Source organism: Tessaracoccus pujii, from assembly GCF_055326215.1.
Genome location: NZ_JBUZNP010000005.1, coordinates 1 through 20,120 on the forward strand (window position 1 = coordinate 1; position 20,120 = coordinate 20,120).

At 70.6% G+C, this 20,120-nt stretch carries 26 protein-coding genes; 14 read left to right on the plus strand and 12 right to left on the minus strand.

All coding sequences use genetic code 11. From position 1 onward, the window contains the following. Positions 1–127: 127 nt before the first annotated feature. Complete coding sequence (locus tag ACZK5N_RS08325; protein WP_459017647.1) at positions 128–871, minus strand: ATP-binding protein; 744 nt, start codon at positions 869–871, stop codon at positions 128–130. Then, positions 868–2,433 (minus strand): IS21 family transposase, encoded by a 1,566-nt coding sequence (gene istA / locus ACZK5N_RS08330; RefSeq protein ID WP_459017646.1) that lies wholly within the window; start codon positions 2,431–2,433, stop codon positions 868–870. The genes ACZK5N_RS08325 and istA overlap by 4 nt, the downstream gene beginning before the upstream one ends. 305 nt (positions 2,434–2,738) lie before the next feature. Between istA and ACZK5N_RS08335 the strand changes: the two genes are divergently transcribed. From ACZK5N_RS08335 to ACZK5N_RS08345, 3 genes are all read left to right on the plus strand, one after another. Beyond that, a complete protein-coding gene (locus tag ACZK5N_RS08335; RefSeq protein ID WP_459018819.1) occupies positions 2,739–3,413 on the plus strand; it encodes a tyrosine-type recombinase/integrase in 675 nt (224 codons plus the stop codon). 165 nt (positions 3,414–3,578) lie between these two features. Further along, positions 3,579–3,794 (plus strand): hypothetical protein, encoded by a 216-nt coding sequence (locus ACZK5N_RS08340; protein WP_459018820.1) that lies wholly within the window; start codon positions 3,579–3,581, stop codon positions 3,792–3,794. Next, on the plus strand, positions 3,778–4,023 hold the full coding sequence (locus ACZK5N_RS08345; RefSeq protein ID WP_459018821.1) for a YlcI/YnfO family protein: 246 nt from the start codon (positions 3,778–3,780) through the stop codon (positions 4,021–4,023). Before ACZK5N_RS08340 ends, ACZK5N_RS08345 begins: the two co-directional genes overlap by 17 nt. A 25-nt stretch (positions 4,024–4,048) precedes the next feature. Here the strand turns inward: ACZK5N_RS08345 and ACZK5N_RS08350 are convergent, their stop codons facing one another. The 5 genes from ACZK5N_RS08350 to ACZK5N_RS08370 form a co-directional block, all read right to left on the minus strand. Next, the gene (locus ACZK5N_RS08350) at positions 4,049–4,411 is read right to left on the minus strand and encodes a type II toxin-antitoxin system death-on-curing family toxin (RefSeq protein ID WP_459018822.1); all 363 of its coding nucleotides are present in this window, start codon (positions 4,409–4,411) and stop codon (positions 4,049–4,051) included. After that, the gene (locus tag ACZK5N_RS08355; RefSeq protein ID WP_459018823.1) at positions 4,408–4,611 is read right to left on the minus strand and encodes a CopG family transcriptional regulator; all 204 of its coding nucleotides are present in this window, start codon (positions 4,609–4,611) and stop codon (positions 4,408–4,410) included. Before ACZK5N_RS08355 ends, ACZK5N_RS08350 begins: the two co-directional genes overlap by 4 nt. Before the next feature lie 200 nt (positions 4,612–4,811). Continuing rightward, positions 4,812–4,967 (minus strand): hypothetical protein, encoded by a 156-nt coding sequence (locus ACZK5N_RS08360; RefSeq protein WP_459018824.1) that lies wholly within the window; start codon positions 4,965–4,967, stop codon positions 4,812–4,814. Positions 4,968–5,074: 107 nt separating this feature from the next. After that, positions 5,075–5,563, minus strand: a complete 489-nt coding sequence (locus ACZK5N_RS08365; RefSeq protein WP_459018825.1) for an ABC transporter permease — start codon at positions 5,561–5,563, stop codon at positions 5,075–5,077. A gap of 196 nt (positions 5,564–5,759) precedes the next feature. Beyond that, a complete protein-coding gene (locus ACZK5N_RS08370; protein WP_463624804.1) occupies positions 5,760–5,885 on the minus strand; it encodes a hypothetical protein in 126 nt (41 codons plus the stop codon). 132 nt (positions 5,886–6,017) lie between these two features. Between ACZK5N_RS08370 and ACZK5N_RS08375 the strand changes: the two genes are divergently transcribed. Then, complete coding sequence (locus ACZK5N_RS08375; RefSeq protein ID WP_459018827.1) at positions 6,018–6,308, plus strand: hypothetical protein; 291 nt, start codon at positions 6,018–6,020, stop codon at positions 6,306–6,308. An 89-nt stretch (positions 6,309–6,397) separates the two neighbouring features. On the opposite strand, the gene ACZK5N_RS08380 is transcribed toward ACZK5N_RS08375, so the two are convergent. Then, entirely contained in the window at positions 6,398–7,492 is a 1,095-nt protein-coding gene (locus ACZK5N_RS08380) for a cobalt-precorrin-5B (C(1))-methyltransferase (protein WP_459018828.1), read from the minus strand. A gap of 218 nt (positions 7,493–7,710) precedes the next feature. Here ACZK5N_RS08380 and ACZK5N_RS08385 point away from each other — a divergent pair, with 218 nt between their 5' ends. Then, on the plus strand, positions 7,711–8,094 hold the full coding sequence (locus ACZK5N_RS08385) for a hypothetical protein (RefSeq protein WP_459018829.1): 384 nt from the start codon (positions 7,711–7,713) through the stop codon (positions 8,092–8,094). Positions 8,095–8,129: 35 nt separating this feature from the next. Here ACZK5N_RS08385 and ACZK5N_RS08390 read toward each other — a convergent pair whose 3' ends face one another. The 4 genes from ACZK5N_RS08390 to ACZK5N_RS08405 form a co-directional block, all read right to left on the minus strand. Continuing rightward, on the minus strand, positions 8,130–8,753 hold the full coding sequence (locus ACZK5N_RS08390) for a response regulator transcription factor (RefSeq protein ID WP_459018830.1): 624 nt from the start codon (positions 8,751–8,753) through the stop codon (positions 8,130–8,132). After that, positions 8,750–9,832: a sensor histidine kinase gene (locus ACZK5N_RS08395; RefSeq protein ID WP_459018831.1), complete on the minus strand. Its 1,083-nt coding sequence runs from the start codon at positions 9,830–9,832 to the stop codon at positions 8,750–8,752. Before ACZK5N_RS08395 ends, ACZK5N_RS08390 begins: the two co-directional genes overlap by 4 nt. A gap of 118 nt (positions 9,833–9,950) precedes the next feature. Further along, positions 9,951–10,481, minus strand: coding sequence for an alpha/beta fold hydrolase (locus tag ACZK5N_RS08400; RefSeq protein ID WP_459018832.1), 531 nt, complete (start codon positions 10,479–10,481; stop codon positions 9,951–9,953). A 40-nt stretch (positions 10,482–10,521) separates the two neighbouring features. After that, a complete protein-coding gene (locus ACZK5N_RS08405) occupies positions 10,522–11,175 on the minus strand; it encodes a precorrin-8X methylmutase (RefSeq protein ID WP_459018833.1) in 654 nt (217 codons plus the stop codon). A 211-nt stretch (positions 11,176–11,386) separates the two neighbouring features. Here ACZK5N_RS08405 and ACZK5N_RS08410 point away from each other — a divergent pair, with 211 nt between their 5' ends. The 9 genes from ACZK5N_RS08410 to pyrE all read left to right on the plus strand — a co-directional run bounded on the left by ACZK5N_RS08410 (position 11,387) and on the right by pyrE (position 20,111). Then, positions 11,387–12,061: an energy-coupling factor ABC transporter permease gene (locus tag ACZK5N_RS08410; RefSeq protein ID WP_459018834.1), complete on the plus strand. Its 675-nt coding sequence runs from the start codon at positions 11,387–11,389 to the stop codon at positions 12,059–12,061. Continuing rightward, positions 12,048–12,323, plus strand: a complete 276-nt coding sequence (locus ACZK5N_RS08415; RefSeq protein ID WP_463624805.1) for an energy-coupling factor ABC transporter substrate-binding protein — start codon at positions 12,048–12,050, stop codon at positions 12,321–12,323. The genes ACZK5N_RS08410 and ACZK5N_RS08415 overlap by 14 nt, the downstream gene beginning before the upstream one ends. Before the next feature lie 13 nt (positions 12,324–12,336). Then, on the plus strand, positions 12,337–13,080 hold the full coding sequence (gene cbiQ / locus ACZK5N_RS08420) for a cobalt ECF transporter T component CbiQ (RefSeq protein WP_459018836.1): 744 nt from the start codon (positions 12,337–12,339) through the stop codon (positions 13,078–13,080). Next, complete coding sequence (locus ACZK5N_RS08425; protein WP_459018837.1) at positions 13,065–13,877, plus strand: energy-coupling factor ABC transporter ATP-binding protein; 813 nt, start codon at positions 13,065–13,067, stop codon at positions 13,875–13,877. The genes cbiQ and ACZK5N_RS08425 overlap by 16 nt, the downstream gene beginning before the upstream one ends. Then, a complete protein-coding gene (cbiT, locus tag ACZK5N_RS08430) occupies positions 13,874–14,473 on the plus strand; it encodes a precorrin-6Y C5,15-methyltransferase (decarboxylating) subunit CbiT (protein WP_459018838.1) in 600 nt (199 codons plus the stop codon). The genes ACZK5N_RS08425 and cbiT overlap by 4 nt, the downstream gene beginning before the upstream one ends. A gap of 59 nt (positions 14,474–14,532) precedes the next feature. Further along, positions 14,533–17,106: a bifunctional hydrogenobyrinic acid a,c-diamide synthase/histidinol phosphate aminotransferase CobBC gene (gene cobBC / locus ACZK5N_RS08435; protein ID WP_459018839.1), complete on the plus strand. Its 2,574-nt coding sequence runs from the start codon at positions 14,533–14,535 to the stop codon at positions 17,104–17,106. A gap of 189 nt (positions 17,107–17,295) precedes the next feature. Further along, positions 17,296–18,351 (plus strand): nicotinate-nucleotide--dimethylbenzimidazole phosphoribosyltransferase, encoded by a 1,056-nt coding sequence (cobT, locus tag ACZK5N_RS08440; protein ID WP_459018840.1) that lies wholly within the window; start codon positions 17,296–17,298, stop codon positions 18,349–18,351. Between the two features lie 429 nt (positions 18,352–18,780). Next, positions 18,781–19,575, plus strand: a complete 795-nt coding sequence (locus tag ACZK5N_RS08445; RefSeq protein WP_459018841.1) for a class E sortase — start codon at positions 18,781–18,783, stop codon at positions 19,573–19,575. Beyond that, a complete protein-coding gene (gene pyrE, locus ACZK5N_RS08450; protein WP_459018842.1) occupies positions 19,572–20,111 on the plus strand; it encodes an orotate phosphoribosyltransferase in 540 nt (179 codons plus the stop codon). Before ACZK5N_RS08445 ends, pyrE begins: the two co-directional genes overlap by 4 nt. Positions 20,112–20,120: the final 9 nt, after the last annotated feature.

Sequence of the window (20,120 nt, forward strand, 5' to 3'; positions counted from 1 at the left end):
GTGAGTATTTGACCGTGTGAGCGCCGTTGGTTATCGCGCTTGAGCGCCACTGGATATTGGGGTCGAGCGCCGGGGGTAGTGCCGGTGAGCGCCACCGGGGGTCGTGGTGGCGCTCACCGGCTCTGGGTTATGCGGTGGCGGTGTGTTCGCGCATGTTGGTGCCGCCGGTTTCGATCCAGATGGTGTTGTGGACGATGCGGTCCATGATCGCATCGGCGTGGACTCCGGAGCCGAGGCGCTGGTGCCAGTCTTTCTTCGCGTACTGGGTGCAGAACACGGTGGAGACTGCGTCGTAGCGGCGTTCAAGCAGTTCCAGGAGCATGCTGCGGGTGCTGTCGTCGGGCGGGTCGAGGAGCCATTCGTCGATCACGAGCAGCGTGAACGCGGCGTATTTGCGGAGGAACTTCTCCTTCCCGGCGGGCCGGTCCCTGGCCGCAGCCCAGGCCTCTTCGAGGTCGGGCATGCGTATGTAGTGCGCCCGATACCGGTGCTGGCAGGCCTGTTTCGCCAGCGCGGAGCCGAGGTAGGACTTCCCGGATCCGGTGAAGCCTTGGAACACGACGTTCTGCTGTCTGGTGATGAAGGTGCAGGTGCCCAGTTGGGCAATCACCCCGCGGTCGAGGCCACGCTGTTCGACCAGGTCGAGGCGGCGGAAGTCCGCGTTCGGGTAACGCAGCCCCGCCCGGCGGATCAGGCCTTCGACCTTGCCGTGGGTGAACGTGGCGTGGGCGTCGTCGACGGCCAGCTTGATGCGTTCTTCGAACACCATCCCGAGGGTGAGGGTGTCGTCCTGGGTTTCCAGGGCGTCGACCAGGCAGGTGGCGCCGATCTCGCGGAGCTTGCGTTTGGTCTCGGTATCGATCCGGGTCATCGTGCGCCTCCGTAGTAGTCGGCCCCACGCACGTACCCGACCGGCCCACCGCCGCCGTTCTCCGGTTCGATCCCCGGCCCTCGGCTGCGGGTGTGGTCCTGGTTGGTTTCCAGGATCGGCCTCAGATGGGCGTAGCGGGGCGAGCGGACCCTGGACGCCAAGGCGATCTGGCAGGCTGCTTCGAGGCGTTCAGTCGAGTAGCGGCGAGTGAGCCGCAGGACCGCCAGCGCGGCATCGAGGCCCTGCTCATCGACCGGGACGGACTCGAAGATCCGGTTGACCACGGTCAGCGTGTTCTCCCCGACCCGGCCCGCCCACTGGCGGACCCTGGCCGCGTCCCATTGCCGGTAGCGCGGCCCCTCGGGCAGATCGGCGTCGTGGGTGCGGTACTGGTTGAACACGCCTGGTGGTGCGAGCAGGTGGCTGGTCAGCCGCGTGTGACCGGTGAACACCTCGAGCATCGTGTCGGTGACCCGCAGATCGACACTGCGACCAATATGCGAATACGGCACGGAGTAGAAGTTCTTCTCCCACACGACATGCCCATTCTTCTGGACTCGTCGCCCGTAGACCCAGCGGCTGATCTCGAACGCGACCGCGGGCAGCGGCCGCAGCAGCGGCTTCTCCTCCGCTTCGAACACACTCAGCCGGGAGCCTTGGCGTTTCTGGAAGGGTTCACGGTTGTAGGCCTCCACCCGCTGGTAGATCGCGGCGCGCAGCTCGGGCAGCGTGGCGAAGCGGCGGTCCCGGAGCCCGGCGATCACCCACGTCGCGACATGCGCGACGGTGTTTTCGACGCTGGCCTTGTCCTTGGGTTTCCGGACCCTGCCGGGTAGCACCGCAGCCGAGTAGTGCGCAGCCAACTCCCGGTAGGCGTCGTTGAGGACCACCTCACCCTCGGCGGGGTGTTTGATCACGCCGGTCTTCAGGTTGTCTGGAACGATCCGCGGGACGGAGCCGCCGAACCAGTCGAACATCGCCACATGCGCCCGCAGCCACGTGTCCTGCCGCATATCCAGGGCCGGCTCGACGAACGCGTAGCGGGAGAACGGCAACGTGGCCACGAACAAGTAGACGCGCTGCTGCTGCCCGGTCACCGGATCGGTCAGCTGCATCGTCGGCCCGGACCAGTCGACCTCGATGCTCTGCCCGGCCTTGTGACCGATCCGCGACGCGGCCCCGCTGACCAGGACATGCTGCTGATAGTTCTTGCAGAACCGGTCATAGCCCATCGCCGTCGACCCCTCGACGCGGCATCGGTCGACGTACTCGCCATGGAGCAGCTTCAACGTCACCCCGACCCGGGCGAGCTCGCGATGCACCGACGGCCAGTCCGGCTGCGCATGGACGCTCTCATGCTCCCCGCGGCCCGGGAACAGACGGGCATACACCTGCGCCTCGTCCAGGTCGGCGACGTCGTCCCAGCCGACGTCCTCCCGCTCGGCGGCCTCGATGACCGCGGTCACGCTATGGCGTGACATGCCCTGCGCGGCGATCTGCCTGCCCGAGAACCCCTCCTCGCGGAGCCGAAGCACCAGCTTCGCTTTGATCTTGCGTACCATCCCAATCACTCCTTCTGCCGCGTGATAGGCCACACGGCAGGAGGAGCCTACGAACCCCGCACCCGGCGCTCACCGACACGAACCGGTGGCGCTCAACCCCACGAACCCGCACGGCGACGGATGGCGCTCAACCGCAATACCGCTGGCGCTCAGAAGACCGAATACTCATCCATACTGAATCAGACCTGCGGGCATTTCTGGTGTGGTGTCGCGAGCGGGGTCTGGAGCCGTTGGAGGCTAGTCGGGCGCAGATCGAGTTGTACGTGCGCTGGATGCAGGAGGTGCGACACTTCCAGCCCTCGACCGTGAGCCGTCGGGTCTCGGTGATGGCAGGCTTCTATCGCACCTGCGTTATCGACCAAGTAATCCCGGCGTCGCCTGCTGACTACGTCAGGCGCCCCAACGTGCCGCCGGAGTCCCCGACTCTGGGCCTTTCGCACCTTCAGTTCGAGGCCATGCTCAGCGCCTCACGGCTGTCGGCTAACGTCAACGACTTCGCCCTGGTGGTGATGCTGGGACTGCTCGGACTCCGGATCTTCGAAGCATGCGGCGCCAACATCCAGGACCTCGGTGAGGAGCATGGTCACCGCGTGCTGAAGGTCCACGGCAAGGGCGGCAAGGTCGTCCTCACCCCACTCCCGCCCGCGGTTCAACGGGCGGTCGAACACGCCGTCGCCGGAAGAGCGGAAGGGCCGATCCTGCTCAACCGTCGCGGCTCTCGGATGGACCGCCACGCTGCCACCCGGCGGCTGAAGCACCTCGCCGAGTCCGCCGCGATCCAACTGCCGCGGATGCACCCGCACATGTTGCGGCACACGTTCGTCACCACGATGCTCGACGCTGGAGTCGACCTACGTGACGTCCAGATCGCCGCCCGACACGCAGACCCCAGAACCACCATGCGCTACGACCGCGCCCGCAAGAACCTCGACAGGCACCCCAACTACATCCTCGCCGCCTACATGGCCTCCGGCACCTGACATGCTACGAACCCGGTGTCGTACTACATTGTCCGACGCAAGGTACACTGGGCGACGTGGGAGAGGAACTCAACTGGGACGACGAGTCCGCGGCGTACATCCGAAATCGCGGCGACCGTTACCCCGCGCGGGGGTGGCGTCGAACCGAACTGGGCGCAGGAGGTGATGGATGATCCGGACCTCGCGGCGTTCGAGCCGGACCCGAAGTCACGGATGGGTGCTTCTCGATTCATCGGCTTCTCCACGGCTGCTGGAAGAGTGCTGGTCGTCATCGCGTTCCGAGACGCTGATGGGGATCTGCACGGGATCAATGCGTGGCCGGCAACGGGTGCCGATCTGAGGTTCTATCGAGAGGGGACTAGACATGGCAAAGACAATTGATCCTGCGCTGGCGGCTCGCCTGCGAGATGAGTCTGAGAGAACCCGCGAGAACGACTACCCGGAGGGCGCGCGACCGTCCCGCCCGAACCGGACAAAGGTGTACTCGATCCGGCTCAGCGAAGACGAGCAGGCCCGGGTGCAGCAGGCCGCCGACGCCCAGCACCTTCCACCGTCGACCCTGGTGCGTTCCTGGATCCTCGACCGACTCAACCAGGACAAGACCGCCTGAAGCCATCCGGATCTACCGCTGGTGGTCATTGCCAAGACGTGAGGCGGGTCGATACTTCCTGGTACGTCGCGGTCCCGCTGGCGACCGCGATAACCAGGTCGTACGCCTCGCCGTCAGGCGCATCCAAGTCGATGCCATTGAGGCCGTAGAACACCACCAGCGACAGCCAGCCAAGACGCTTGTTCCCATCGACCAGGCCATGGTTTCCGACCAACGATTCCAGTAACACCGCTGCCTTGTCGTCGAGGCCGGGATACGCATCCCTGCCGAAGACGCTCACACGCGGGCGGTGGACCGCGGAGTCGAGCAGTCCGATGTCGCGAACGGGGCCAACTCCAAGGTCCTCCACCAACGACAAGACGTCCTCGAGGGTGAGGTACTCGATCAATGGCCCAACCGGTCGAGCAGATCGGCGTAGCGTGCCCGAGCCGCAGTGGACAGGAGTCGTACCTTGTCCTCGCGGAGCCGTCGTGCTGCTGCTTCACGGATGGCGCGCACGGTGGCTTCCTGCTTGCTCACCCCCTCTGCCTCGGCGAGCAGTGCGAGGGCCCTCTCGTCCTCTGGTTCCAGTCGAAGTGTCATCGCCATGTCCTCATGATACCAGTGTGGTATCTCCCGCTCATCAGCGGGCGGCGCCGTCAAGGAGGGCGGATGCTCCGGTCTTCGTGAGCCGGGGGGCCAGGGCGGGGTCCGCGTGGTGGTGTTTGGGGGCCTTCGGACAGGCCATTGAGGGAGGCGCCGTAGAGTAACGGGGCGGGTACTGGGTCGAGCAGCCACAGCGGAGTCAGTCAGTCCCGGTAGCGGATGGTGGTCGCCTTGCTGGGCCGGTCCACGTCGACGGGGCTTGCGGCGGTCCTGACGGTTTCCCAGGCCGGGGGGCCAGCGGTGGCGGTGCCGTACGCGGTGATCCAGGCGCGCAGAATGTCGGATCGACGCACGGTCACGCCCTGCTCGTCGGCCAGGTCACGAGACAGGGCACGAGTTAGGCAGGTCCAGCTGGGTCCGCGGGCACGCGGGGCCAGGGACCGGATCCCACAACATCCGCGACTGGTCAGGCCGTTCGGAGTACCGCCACGGGGTCGCGGTGTGCGGCCACCATGCCTGCGGGCACCGTCGCGACGAGGGCCGCCACGACCACGAGGGTGGCGGTGGCGGCGGTATGCCCGAGCGGAGCGATGGTTTCCGTGGCCATGCCGAAGGCCGTTACCGCGACGATGCCCAGCACCGCGCCGGCGGTGGTGGACAGCGCGGCGCGAAGAACGATCAGGCTCATGAGGTCGAAGCGGCTGATGCCGAGGGCTCGCCGTCGGCCGAGGTCGCGCTGCCGGATGAGCACGTCGGCCAGGGCGACGGCGCCAACGAACAGCGCGCCGACGAGCAGGACGATGAGGGTGGTCTCGTAGCCGGCCAACCGGACGACCCCGCCCACCAGTTGGGAGGTCTCGGCGAGGTCCCGTGGGGAGGAGAGGCCCAGGTTCCCGGGGTCGGTGGGCGCCAGCAACCTCCGGAGACCGCGTTCGGTGGGGCCGAGTTGACCCACATCGTCGACGATGACTCGTGCCTGCTCACCAACCCCGGGTGTCGCGGAAACGTAGATGGCGCCGTCGCGGAGCCAGTCGAACGGGGCTGCCGCGTCGTGCGTGTCGAGAATGTCGGCTCCGCATCGCCTCCGTCAGGTGGGCGGGCAACACTCACATGAGGGATGGCTCCCCTGGGTGTGTAAGGGCTGCCCGTGGTCAGCAGCCCGGGTACCAGGGGAAGACGGTGCAGATGTCTCGGGCCTCGGCGTCGGGGCGCGGGGGCGCGTCAGCGGGGCCGACGATGGGCAGTAGCAGTGCGAGGAGCGAGACCAGGATCGACATGCTGCTCATACAACAGGGTTCCGGTGTGTGTAGGCGCCGGTGGGGTGTGGGTGGGTTCATTCGTGCCCGGATGGGGTACGAAAGATCCTTCTTGTGGGTGTCGGGGTTGTGGGCGTCCTAGGGTGGGTGCTCGTGAAGCGTGCAATGGTGGTGAATCGCCTGCTGGCGTGGGGTGGGGCTGAGTCAGCCGTCGCGCTGCTGATGATTGCGGCTTCGGTGTTTGCGTTCGTGGGCGGTCGGATCTCTGTGGCTGCGTTGGCGGCGGATGTGCTGGCGCTGGTGCTGGCGCTTGTCGCTTTGCGCTGGCTGGGGCTGGGGATCGGCCTTCTGCTGCCCGGGCTGGCTGTGGTTCTCTGGCTGGATCCTGACGGTTCGGGAATGGCTTTGTATCTGTGCGCGATGAGCGGCAGCTCGAGATCGTAGGGGAGGGACTCAAGAACCTGAGGCGGTAGGACCCTGGAACGTCTGCGCTCATCCCCGACATTCACCGGACCGACGTGCCGCATCCCTCATCAAGCCGAGTTGCCGACGATGGCGCCGCCCCGATCGATGCAGACGACCTCGACCGCGACGGGGGCCCCGCGTAGGACGGCGAGGGCGTGATCCTGGGCCGCGGTGGCGACGGCGTCGCCCAGCGGGATGCCGTCTGCCTCGGCCAGGCCGAGGGCCTCTGCCGCGGTGTTGGCGGCACGGATCGCCGTGGCGAGCGCCTCTCCGGCGCCTGCCTCGATGGCCAGGCCCGCGAGGTGGGACAGGTCCACCTGGGTGCGGTGGGAGTGCAGGTCGAGGTGTCCGGCGGCCAGCTTGGTGAGCTTGGCGAACCCGCCGCAGATGGTGAGGCGCTCGACGGGGTGCCGGGAGACGTATTTCAGGACGGCCCCCGCGAAGTCACCCATGTCCAGCAGCGCCAGCTCGGGCAGGCCATACAGCTCGGCGACGACGCGCTCCGACGTCGAGCCGGTGCAGGCGGCCAGGTGTTGCAGGCCGGCGGCGCGGGCGACGTCGACGCCGCGCCTGATCGAATCGATCCACGCGGAGCACGAGTAGGGGACCACGACGCCTGTGGTGCCGAGGATGGAGATCCCCCCGACGATGCCGATGCGCGGGTTCCAGGTGTGCCGGGCGATGGCCTCGCCGTCGTCAACCCCGATGGTCACCTCGAGGTCGAGGGACACGCCGTGTCGGCGGGCGACGGCGGAGAGGTTTGCCGTGATCATCGCCCGTGGAGCGGGGTTGATGGCCGGCTCGCCCACAGGGAGCGGGAGCCCGGGCAGCGTGACGGTGCCGACGCCGGCGCCGCCGACGAACCGCACGCCCGAGCCCGGCGGGCCCGGGCGCACCCAGGCGCGGACGAGGGCGCCGTGCGTGACGTCGGGGTCGTCGCCGGCGTCCTTGGTGACGGCGGCCATCGCGACACCGTCGCTCAGCTGCTCGAGGGTGAGGGCGAACGACGGCCGGCGGTCCAGGGGCAGCTCGATCTCCACCAAGTCCGGGAACTCGCCAGTGAGCAGGGCCTCGTAGGCGGCCGTCGCGGCCGCGGTGGCGCAGGCGCCGGTGGTCCAGCCGGGCCGGAGCTTGGAGTCATCGAGTTGCCCGCGGCGCGCCATCGTCAGCAGCCTCTAGTCACAGGTTGGGGGGCGGTGACGGGCACGTCGCCAGCGTACCGGGAGCGCTTTCTTGGCTGGGGCCGGGGTCGGACCGAGCGTCGCTCCCTGCCTTGCAGTGTGCAGAGGAACGGGTAGCGCCGACTCATGGGTGGGCACAAAAGTACCCTCTTTGGTCCCGCTGCTTGTTCGGCGACGGGTCGCTGTGTTGACTAGGCGGTATGAAGCACTGGATGGTGTGGCTGGTTTGGGCTGCGGTTGGTCTGAGCCTCGGCTGCACGTCGAGCCAGGCTGCCCCCGAGGTAGCTTGGCGGGAGGGGGCGCTAAACGACGGCGGACCCACGGCCCTGGTCAGCGGGATGCTGCAGCTCAATGATGGCTGCCTATACCTGACTGCCGAAGATGGGACCGACTACCTACCGGTCTTCCGCGGCGCCCCGAGTTGGGGTGACCATGGTGCACTCGAGACAGAGCACGGTACCTTCGAACTCGGTCGGCCGGTTGAACTGACCGGCGGTGAGTCCGCGGCCTCGGCTGAGGTCTCCGATGACACGCACATCCCGAAAGGTTGCGATCTGACCAAGCCGCGCTGGACCGTCAACTAGGTCGGAGCAGGACCATCCGGGCGGGGCATCTCATCTCAGGTGGATGCGTTTGACCAAGAGACGGATTGTGCCATCAGCTGGGGGCGGCTGTTGACGCCCGCGCGCCTCATGAGGGTGCCGACCCGCTTCTTGACCCCCGAGACGGACATGCCCAAGGCCTCGGCCATCTGGTGATAGCTGCGGCCGGCGTTGATGGCCCGGATCAACTCGTGGTCGACGGCGTCGCGCAGCACTCCGTCGGGCGCTGGCTCCCGGCTGGTCACCCTCGTGGTGAGGGGGCGCGCCGCGTCGGGTGAGTGGACGAAGATCCCGGCGTGCGCGGTCAGGATGGCTGCGACAAGCGCCTTGGCGGGGGTGTCCTTGTACAGGAACCCGCTGGCGCCCGCCCCGAGCGCCTCGGTGAGGGTGGTGCTGCTGAGGCTAGTGAGCAGGAGGACGCGCGGCGGGTCCGGGCGGGAGGTGAGCGCCCGGCAGGCCTCCACCCCCGACATGCCCGGCATCCGGACGTCCATGAGCCACAGGTCGACTTGGGACGCGGCGAGAGCCTCATGCCCGCCGGCGCACTGGTGGACGACCGCGATGTCGTCGACGCGCGCGAGCGTGCTCGCGAGGTAGCTGAGGACGAGGGCGTCGTCGTCGCAGATCCCGACGCTGATCATGTCTGCAGTTGCCTCACGGTCAGCGGCATCTCCACCAGGCAGGTCCAGGTGCCGTGCGCCGATGCCATATGGAGGCTCCCGCCCGCCAGAGTGGCACGGTGGCGCATGCCGAGCGTGCCGAGGCCGGTGCCCTGGGTCTGCTCGGCACTCATCCGGTTGGTGATCACCAACTGGTAGTCCACTGCGGACAGCTCGCCGACGATGGTGCAGGGGCCGTGCCTGAGGCCGTGCTTGGCCACGTTGTGGAGAGCCTCCCGGAAGATCTGCGCGAGGGCGCGGTCGACGGAGGCGGGCAGGGTGGGGCTGAGGTCTCCGGACAGGGTGACCTCGTGGCCGCGACGCTTGAGTTCGCGGACCTCAGAAGCCAGGGTCTCCCGGAAGTTCGCGTCCTGCGGCTCGGCCTCTCCGAGCTGCATCATGCGGATGGTGTCGCGGAGGGCGGCTCCAGCGTTGCGGGCCCGATCGGACAGTGCGGCCAGGGTCTCTGGAGTGGCGCCGCCGGCGAGGTGGGCCGCGTCCGCCTCCATAGCGATGACGGTGAGTTCGCGGGCGACCGAGTCGTGCAGATCCAGGGTGGCCTGAAGGCGAAGGTCGCGTTGGCGACGGGCCTCGGCCTCGGCGGCGTTGCGCGACACGGCGTTGAGGCCGAACCCGACGAGCACGAACACGCCGTCGAGGGCGAGCCAGCCGAGAATCACCTCGAATGGATTGAACTCCTCTCCGAGCTTGCGGGCGGAGGCGGTCACCGACGCCGTGAACACGGTCGCCGCCATGACCGCCGCCTGGGCCCACCGGCCGTTCCGTAGGGCCGCGACCACCGGCAGCAGGAGGAGGTAGGGCCAGAAGCCGAGGGAGTTCTCGTCGATTGCGGCCGCCGCGATGGCCAGGGTGATGGTCAATGCCGCGCCGACCTGCGGCCACCGGACCGCGACCACCACGGTGACGAACGCGGCGATGTCGATTGCCACGACCTCAGGAGTCAGGACCATCCGCGCTCGGGGCGCGAGGAATTCGGCCGTGATGATCACGAGCGCGATGAGGACCTCCAGCGCGCCGCTCGAGAGTGCTTTCCGTCCCACGCCGTCATCCTACGGCTCGGCAACGTTCGCCTGACGAGCGGAGGAGCGCGGGAAGGTACTTTCGTACCCTCTCGGATGCGTTCGCGCCGGATCGCGGCGACACTGCGCCCATGACGATCTACGGATACCTCGTCGCAGGGCAGTGGTCGTGGGCGGTGGGGTCCGTCGGCGCCCCGGCCGACCTGTGCGAGCTCTTCCCGTGGCTTCCCGGGTGCCGACAGGTCTTCATTCGCAGTGGTGAGCGTGTGGCGCCGAGGCTCTTAGGGGGACCTCGGCGCCACACTCGTCCATTGGGTGGTCGAGATCCTTCCCGGCCAGCAGGTACTTGCCGACGAGCGCGGCGTGATCCGCGATGCTCAGGTCGCGGTTGGGGGCGGGGCGAGCGGCCGTATCCGGCCAGATCGATGAGGTGGACGTCGCCGTGGTTGGCGAGTTCCACCGCCGTCGGACCGTACGAACGCGCGGACACGCCGATGCCGTGGATGAGCACGAAGTCAGGGCTCGTCTTCTGCGGGACCTGGCAGGGGAACCGGTAGGACACCATCGACGCGTCGCCATAGCCGGAGCGGCTGGTGTGGTACTCCACCGTGCCGACGTACTTGTTCTTGTACACCACCTCGTCGCGGGGTGCGTGGCGGCGGGCGGGCATGCGCCTCAGCGTAGCCCTGCCGGCGTCATGCCAGCGATTCTCAGCCCTGGCGCGAGGTGTTGGTCAGCTCGTCGGTGCTGGCGATGGCGTTGACGGCGGCCACCGTGAGGGCCGAGCCGCCCCGTCGGCCGTGGACGACGAGGTACTCGAGGCCGAGGTCGTTGTCGGCCAACGCCTGCTTGGACTCGGCGGCGCCGACGAACCCGACGGGGATGCCGATCACCGCGGCCGGCCGCACGCCGGTCTCCGCGACCACCTCGAGCAGCCGGAAGAGTGCGGTGGGGGCGTTGCCGATGGCGACGACGGCGCCGTCGAGGCGGGGCAGCCACAGGTCGATCGCGGCCATGGTCTTGGTCATCGACTTCTCGGCGGCCAGCGCCGCGAGGCGGGGGGCCTTGATGTGGCAGACGACGTCGTTGTCGCGGGGGAGGCGGGAGGCGATGATGCCGGTGGCCACCATCGAGGAGTCGCAGAGGATCGGCGCGCCGGCCCTCAGGGCGGCGTTGGCGGCGGCCACGACGCCGGGGGTGAAGGCCACGTCGTCGGCGACGTCCGGGGCTCCGGCCGCGTGCACCATCCGCACGACGACGCGGGCCACGTCGTCGGGGAACCGGGTGAGGCCGGTCTCCTCGCGGATGATCCGGAAGGACTCCCGGTAGATCTCGGAGCCGTCGGTCAGATAGTCGTAGCGCACGCCGCTCACCGTAGTGGACCCCGTAGCCGGGTGACGACGGGGGTTGTGGTTGACTGGCGTCACACATTCATCCGCGAGGGGACCAGGAAGCCGGGTTGAGCCGGCACGGTCGCGCCACTGTGAACCGCCGTCGCGCGGGAAGTCAGGAACTGGCCCCTCAAGGCCGACTGCCCGGGACGCGTCATCCCGGCCGAAGGGACTTGAGATCGCGATGCATATCGCCGAGGGGATGCTACCCCCATTGCACTGCGCGGCCTGGTTGGCCGCCTCCACCCCGTTCGTCATCCACGGCGCCCGCGCCGTGCTCACCACGGTGCGAGAGCACCCGGAGCGCAAGTTGATCCTTGCGGCGGCCGGCGCGTTCACGCTGGTGGTGAGCGCGATGAAGCTGCCGTCGATCACGGGGAGTTCGTCGCACCCCACCGGTACAGGCCTGGGGGCGGTGCTGCTCAAGCCGCCGGTGATGGCGTTCCTCGGCACGCTGGTGCTCCTGTTCCAGGCGACGTTGCTTGCTCATGGCGGGCTGACGACGTTGGGGGCGAACGCGTTCTCGATGGCGGTCGTCGGACCGTGGGCGGCGTACGGGGTCTATCGGGCGACGTCGCGGCTATCGGCTCCGCTGTGGTTGTCGATGTTCGTGGCGATGGCGGTGGCGAACATCGCCACCTACGCCGTGACGTCCTTCCAGTTGGCGCTGGCCTACCCGGATCCGGTGAGTGGGCTCGGGGGTGCACTCGTGAAGTTCCTCACGCTCTTTGCGGTCACCCAGATCCCCCTGGCCGTCGCCGAGGGGCTGCTCGGCGTGTTGCTGGTCGGGTTCCTGACCCGTGCGGCGTACCCGGTGCTGTCCGGGCTCGGCCTGCTTCGGGGGGATGTCCGTGTTTAGCCGCCGCGACCTGTGGATCGGGGCGGCCCTCGTCGTCGCGATCGTCGCGGTCTATCTCGGGAGCCTGGCGTTGGCACCCTCGGGGGCCGAGTTCGCCGGCACTGACGCTGCGGCCACAGAACTCGCCGGAGGCCCGAGGTACGGGCCGTTGTTGAGCCTCAGCCCGGAACTCGAGTCCGGCCTGTTCGCACTCCAGGCGGGACTGGGCGGGCTCCTCCTGGGCTTCGTGCTCGGCCGATTGACAGCTCGGCGCACGTCGTGAACGGCCTACTCACGTGAGCGTCCACCTCACCGCCGTCGACGACGCCGCCTGGGCCGGACCGTGGCGGGGGGTCGCCGTCGGGCACAAGGTGGGGCTCGCCGTCGCGCTGGTGCTGACCGCTCTGCTCACCCCGGCCTGGCCTGGGAGCCTGCTCGTGGCGGCGGCTTCGCTGCTCCTGATGCTCGGCCCGGCCCGCATCCGACCCGGGCTGGTTGCCACCGTCGCGCTGCCGCCCCTGGCGTTCCTGCTCGTGGGCGCGCTGCCGCTGGCCGTCGAGGTGGGCGACGGGCTGCGCGTCACCGCCGACGGCGGGCTCCGGGCGGCGGAGATGCTCGCGCACGGCGTCGCGGGGACACTGGCCGTCCTGCTGCTCGCCACCACCACGCCGATGGTCGACGTTCTCGGCTGGCTGCACCGTCGCGGCATCCCGGGCCCGCTGCTGGAGCTCGCCGAGCTGATGTACCGGCTGCTGTTCGTCCTCCTCAGCAGCGCGCTCGCGCTGCAGGCCGCACAGACCGCACGACTCGGGGGCGAGGCCCCCTTCCGGCGCCGGTTCCGGGCCGCAGTCGACGGCGTCGGCACGGTGCTGCTGATGAGTTGGCGCCGCGCCACCCGGCTGCAGGCGGGCCTGGAGCTGCGCGGCTACGAGGAGTCGCTGCCGACGCTGCGGCAGACCGGCTCCACCCGCCCCTGGACTCTGGCTGCGGGCGCAGCTCTCATCGCCGGCATCTGGCTGGCCTCATGGGCGGTGGCGTGATGTTGCGGGCCGAGGGGGTCGTCGTCGGGTATCCCGGCGGGCCGGCGGTGCTGACCGGCGCACACCTCACGGCCGCGCGGGGGCGCCGGGTGGCGCTGCTCGGGGCCAACGGGTCCGGCAAGACCACCCTGCTGCAGTGCCTGGCCGGCGCGCTGCGCCCCTCCGACGGCCGGGTCACGCTGGACGGACAGCCGCTGTCCCACACGCGGACCGCGCTGCGGGCGCACCGTCGTCGCGTCCAACTCGTGCTTCAGGACCCCGACGACCAGCTCTTCTCGGCGGATGTCACCCAGGACGTCTCGTTCGGGCCGCTCAACCTCGGCCTCACCGACGACGCCGCCCGCGCCCGCACCCTTGAGGCCCTCTCGTTGCTCGGAATCGCGCACCTCGCCGCCCGCCCCACGCACCAGTTGAGTTTCGGCGAGCGCAAGCGCGTGGCCCTGGCGGGGGCGGTGGCGATGAGGCCGGACCTCCTGCTTCTCGACGAGCCGACCGCCGGCCTCGACCCCGCCGGGGTCGCCGACCTGCTGGTCACCCTTGCCGGCCTGGACGCCGGCATCGTGCTGGCCACCCACGACGTCGACCTCGCCCTGGCCTGGGCCGACGAGGTGGCCGTCGTGGTGGGCGGCCGCGTGGCGCAGGGGCCACCGTCGCTGCTCGGCGATGAGGTCCTCCTCCGCGACGCCCACCTCCGCCGCCCCTGGCCGCTGGAACTCGCCGAACGCCTCGGCCTGCCCGGCGCCCCCCGCGACCTCGACCAGGTCCTCGACCTCCTCGCCGAAGGATCCCGCGCATGATCACCGACCCCGACGGCACCCTCCTCGGCCGCACCCCCGGCCTGCCCGACGACGTCTTCGAGCACGACGGGCTCATCACCAAGCGGCACATCCGCGCCTCCGCGCTGGCGCTGCTCCGCCCCCGGGCCGGGGAGCTGCTGTGGGACCTCGGGGCGGGCGCCGGGTCGGTGGCCATCGAGTGGTGCCGGGCCGCCGACGGGGCGCGGGCGGTCGCCGTCGAGCGGGTGCCGGAGCGGGCGGCGAGGGTCGCGGCGAACGCGGCCCGGCTTGCGCCGGCGGGCGCGGTGCGGCTGGTGGAGGCGGGTGTCGCGGAGGCGCTGGCCGGCCTGCCGCGGCCGGACGCGGTGTTCATCGGCGGCGGAGCGACCTCGTCGCTGGTGGATCGGGCGGTTGAGGCGTTGCCGCCTGGGGGCCGGATCGTCGTGCACGGGGTGACGGTGGAGGCCGAGGAGGTGTGTGTCGCGGCATACCGACGGTGGGGCGGGCAGCTCGCCCGGCTGCACCACGAGCACGCGGCGCCCATCGGCCGCCTGCTCGGCTGGACGCCGGCGCGCGCCGTCGTGAGCTGGGCGTACCTCGTGGCGGTGTCGCGGTGAGAGATGACGCTCGTCAAGCACCCCTTCCAGCAGGGCCAACGCGGGCAGGCGGGCATCGAATGGTGAGCCGGCTGGTGATCGCGGCGCCGTCGTCGGGGCAGGGGAAGACGACGGTGGCCACCGGCCTCATGGCGGCGTTGCGGGCGCGGGGGCTGGAGGTGGCGCCGTTCAAGGTGGGGCCGGACTACATCGACCCCGGCTACCACGGGCTCGCCACAGGACGGCCGGGCCGGAATCTGGATCCGTTCCTCTGCGGGGAGGAGCGCATCGGGCCGCTCTTCGCGCACGGCTCCGCCGGGGCGGATGTGGCGGTGATCGAGGGCGTGATGGGGCTGTTCGACGGCCGGCTCGGCACCGGGGGATACGGGTCGACGGCGCACGTGGCGGGGCTGCTCGAGGCGCCGGTGGTGCTGGTGATCGACGCGCGGCACACGGCGCGCAGCGCCGGGGCGGTGGCGCTGGGCATGGCGAGGTTCGATCCCCGCGTTCACGTGGCGGGAGTGATCCTCAACCAGGTGGGCAGCGAGCGCCACGGCGCGGAGGCCCGCGCCGCCGTCGAGGAGGTGGGGCTGCCCGTGCTGGGGGTGCTGCCGAAGGCACTGGACATCGAGGCGCCGTCGCGACATCTGGGGTTGGTGCCGGTGGCGGAACGCGACGACTCGAGGGTCGCGGCGATGGGCGACATGGTGGCCGCGCACGTGGACGTGGCGGGGCTGCTGGCGGTGGCTCGTGCCGTCGGTCCGGTTGGATGCGAGGCGTGGGACCCGGCGCGGGAAGTGTCGCCGCCGTCGGACCGTCGGCCCGTGGTGGCCGTGGCCGGCGGCCGGGCGTTCACGTTCCGGTATCCGGAGACCGACGAGCTGCTTGCCGCGGCGGGTTGCCGGGTGGTGGAGTTCGACCCGCTCGTGGACGAGAGGCTGCCGGAGGGGAGCGCCGGGCTGTGGCTCGGAGGCGGGTTCCCGGAGGTGTACGCGGGGGAGTTGGCATCGAACCGGGCCTTGATGGCCGAGATCCGGGAGGCGGTCACGGGCGGGCTGCCGACGGTCGCGGAGTGTGCCGGGTTGCTGTACCTGTGCCGGAGCCTGGACGGTCGCGGGATGGTGGGCGCCGTCGAGGCGGACGCGGCGATGGGGCCGCGGTTGACGATGGGCTACCGGGTTGCGACGACGGACCGGGCCACGCTGCTTGGCCGCCCCGGGGAGGAGGTGACCGGGCACGAGTTCCACCGCACGACGGTGACTCCGGTTGGGGAGACCGCAGCCAGGGAAGCGGACGGGCCCGAGGGCGCCGTGCCGGCGTGGATGCTGGACGGGAGGGCTGACGGTGTCGCGGGGGGGAGCCTCCACGCGTCCTACCTGCACGTCCACTGGGCGGGCCACCCCCAGTTGGCGCAGCGCTTCGCCGACTCGGTCCATTCCCGCTCCCTCAGGAAGGCCTCCCGCGAGGCGGCGGAGCGCATCCCCCGCCTCGCGCCTCCGGCGAAGGGGAACGTTCCCGAGGCCGGCTCGACCCACCAGCGCGGCTGGTGTTCCTCCAGATCGGTTCCCGATCCCCTGAGGGGTCCGAGACCCTGCCTGGAGGAACAGCAACCGCGCACCCCCGACCCAACCTGGCTCGTGCCCGGCACAGTCGACCTCCTGCACCACGGCGACAGCGACCTCGCCCCAGGCCTCGTCGACCTCGCCGTCAACGTCCGAGTCCCAGCGACACCGGCCTGGCTCGCCGAAGAGATCTTCGGCGATGGCAACGTCGCCACCTACCCGGACCCAAGCCCCGCCCGCGACGCAATCGCCGCGCACCACGGTGTCGACCCCGGGATGGTGCTCCCGGTCGCCGGCGCCGCGGAGGCGTTCACGCTCATCGCCCGCGCCATCCCGGGCGACGCGCTGATCGTCCATCCCCAGTTCACCGAGCCCGAGGCGGCGCTCCGCGCCGCCGGCCGCGACCCCCGTCGACACCTGCTCCGCCCTGACGGGGGCTTCAGGCTCGTCCCCTCCCAGGTTCCGACGGCCGACCTCACCATTGTCGGCAACCCCACCAACCCCACCGGCGTCCTCCACCGCGCCGAGGACCTCCTCGGGCTCCCCTCCAAGACCCTCGTCGTCGACGAGGCCTTCATGGACGCCATCCCTGGGGAGCGGGAGACCCTCATCGAGCCCTCGATGCCCGGGCGCCTCGTGCTGCGCTCGCTCACCAAGACCTGGGGCCTGGCAGGGCTTCGGATCGGATACGTCGTCGGCGACCCCGCCCTTATCGACCTCCTCGCCGCCCAGCAGCCGCCCTGGTCAGTCTCCACGCCTGCGATCCGCGCGGCCGTCGCCTGCACCTCGCACCGCGCCGCCGCCGAGGCTGCCCGCCTCGCGGAGGAGACCGTCGCGGCCCGCGCCGACCTCGCCGCCCGCCTCACCCAAGCCGGACTCGCCGTCGTCCCGGGCCAGGCCCCCTTCGTGCTCGCCGACGCCGCGGCACTGTCCCCGTCGTCGCTGCGCGGGCCCCTGGCCGAGCGAGGGTTCGCCGTGCGTCGCGGCGAGACGTTCCCGGGTCTCGGGCCGACGTGGTTGCGGTTCGCGGTCCGCACTCCGGACCTCCACCGCCGCCTGGCCGCGGCCCTGACCGACCTGGCGGCCACGTGAGCCGCTCAGCCATGGACGCGCCCGAAGTCGCGATCAGCACCCCGCCCTCGGTCCGCGGGGCACGCGTGCGACCGGCCAGCGACAGCACCGCGTCGCGCCCGGCCAGGGCCCCCGCCAACCGGCGCCCCTCCGCGGTGCCACCCAGGAGCGGAATCACCACGCCATACAACCATCCGTGAAAGGACACCCATGACCCTCCTCGATGACACCCTGTCGGCCATCCGCCCCGCCTCCGCCCACGCGCTTGCCGCAGCTGAGGCCCGCCAGCTGCGCCTCACCAAGCCCCCGGGCAGCCTCGGCCGCCTGGAGGAGATCGGCAACCGCCTCGCCGCCATCGCCGACGCCTGCCCGCCCCCGCTTCCCCAGCGGGCGGTGATCGGCCTGTTCGCCGGCGATCACGGCGTCTGTGCCCAGGGCATCAGCCCCTGGCCCCAGGAGGTCACGGTCCAGATGGCGCTCAACATCGCCTCCGGCGGCGCGGCGATCAATGCGATCGCCCGCCAGGTGGGAGCCGACGTCTGGGTGACCGATGTGGGTGTGGCGGCGGAGGTCCCGGCCCACCCGGGGATCCGCGCACGCAACGTCCGGCGAGGGACCCGCGACTTCACCGTCGAGCCCGCGCTCACGCTCGACGAGGCCCGTTCGGCCCTCGAGGTGGGCATCGAGACGGCCAACGAGGCCATCGACGCCGGTGCCGACATCCTTCTCACCGGCGAGATGGGGATCGGTAACACCACGCCGGCAAGCGCGCTGATCGCGGCGTTCTCGGGCCTGCCCGTGACCTCGGTGACGGGCCGTGGGGCCGGCGCCGGCGACGACATGCTGTCGAAGAAGATCCAGGTGATCGACGGCGCGCTGGCCCTGCACCGCCCCGACCCGACGGATCCGCTGGGAGCGCTCGCCGCCGTCGGCGGTCTGGAGCACGCGGCGCTGGCAGGGTTCATCCTCGGCGCGGCGGCGCGTCGGGTGCCGGTGATCATCGACGGTGTGATCGCCGCGTCCGCGGCGTGTGTCGCGGCGGCGATCGACGAAGCGGTGACCGGCTACCTCATCGCGGGCCACGCGGGCGTCGAGCCAGGGATCAAGGCTGCGCTGACCTGGCTGGACCTGCAGCCGCTGGTGGACCTCGACCTCCGCCTGGGCGAGGGCACCGGCGCGGCGCTGGCCCTCCCGACGGTGCAGGCGGCTGCGCGGATCCTTCGGGAGATGGCGACGTTCGACTCCGCGGGTGTCGCGGAGGGGTGAGGGCCCCCGGCCTGCAGTTACGCCCGGGTCCAGGACGCTCGTGCGCGGAGACGGGGCCCCAGTGCCGCCCTCTGCGCTCAGGCGGGGGCGGGGTGACCGGCACTACCGGCACGTCTCCGCGGAGTGGGCGCCGCTCTCCTGTGAACGTCGGTGGCATTCAGGAACGGAGGAGTGCCCCTAGCTGCACCCACCACGTCGTGAATGAAGGGCCCGCGCGCGCGGAATCGTGCCCAAACTGGCACCCTCTGGTCCCTTCCCTGAGCGTCAGGCCCTGCACTGGCGTCCCGCTGCTGCGGACGCCGCGCGTGTCACCACACGCCACCGCCGGGCAGGACCCTCGGTGAGCGGCGGCGCCACGCCCGAAGTCACTGCGCGCAGTCAGCGGGAGTGGGCGGGGCCTGAGTGGGCCGGGTAGGGAAGAATGGCGCCATGGAAGCGAAGCGGGCCGCGGACGACGGCGTGGAGCCGGCTCCCGGCGCCCCTGCTCCCGACTCTTCCGGGGAGACGATGGGGGCCCCGGCTCGAGCCGCGGAGCCCCAGCCGACGCTCGCCGGGCGATCGGGGGTCTCGCCCCTCGCCGTCCTCGGGGTCGTGCTTCTCACAGCGACACTCGCAGTCAGCGGATTCCTCGGCTGGCAGATCTACGGCACCACGTGGCTCGCCCAAGGCGCCGCCGCCCAGAGCGTCGCCGAGCTCCGCGCGTCCTGGGACGCCGCGACACCCTCAGCCACACCGTCGCCGGATTCCCCCGAGGATCCGCAACTCCCGGTCCCCACCCTTCCTGCGCCCGGAAAACCGGCGTGGATCCTGCGCATCCCGTCCCAGGACGTCGAATGGCCCATCGTCTCCGGCGTCGAGACTGAGCTGTTGAAGGCGGCTGTCGGCTGGTACCCGTCGACGGCGCTGCCCGGGCAGGTGGGAAACGCCGCCCTGGCGGGGCTGCGCATCACGCACGGGGAACCCTTCGGCCGCGTGCTTGAGCTAGCCGAGGGCGACGAGGTGATCATCGAAACGGCCCAGGCCGTCTACACCTACCGGATCACGTTGCCCCCATCGCAGCTCACCGTGCACCGCGACGAGTCCTGGGTTCTCGACCCCGTCCCCGGCAAGCCGGACCTCGCGCCCACCGAGGCGATCCTCACCCTGACCACCCACGAAGACCTCATCGATACGCCGGACCGCGCAGTCGGATTCGGCGTCCTGGAGAACACGGAGCCCACATGACAGACCGCAGCGAACTCGTCGACCACATCAGGAACCTGGCCGTGGTGCACGGCAAGGTGACGCTCGCCTCCGGCAAGGAGGCCGACTACTACATCGACATGCGCCGCGTCACCCTCGACGGTGCAGCCTCACCGCTGGTGGGCCGCGTGATGAACGAGCTGGTGGCGGACCTGGACTTCGACGCCGTCGGCGGGCTCACTCTCGGGGCGGATCCCGTCGCCACGGCCATGCTGCACGCGAAGGCCGCCGAGGGCGGCCGGCTGGACGCCTTCGTAGTCCGCAAGTCGGCCAAGGGCCACGGCATGCAGCGCCGCATCGAGGGCACCGAGGTGGCGGGCCGGCGGGTCCTCGTGGTCGAGGACACCTCCACGACGGGGGGCTCGGCCCTCACGGCCGTCGAGGCCGTCCGCGAGGCCGGGGGAGAGGTGGTCGCTGTCGCCGTCGTGGTGGATCGCGGCACCGGCGCCGCCGAGAAGGTGGGCGACGCCGGCCTCGAGTACCGCTACGCCGTGGACCTCGCGGACCTCGGCCTCTGAGAGTCCTCC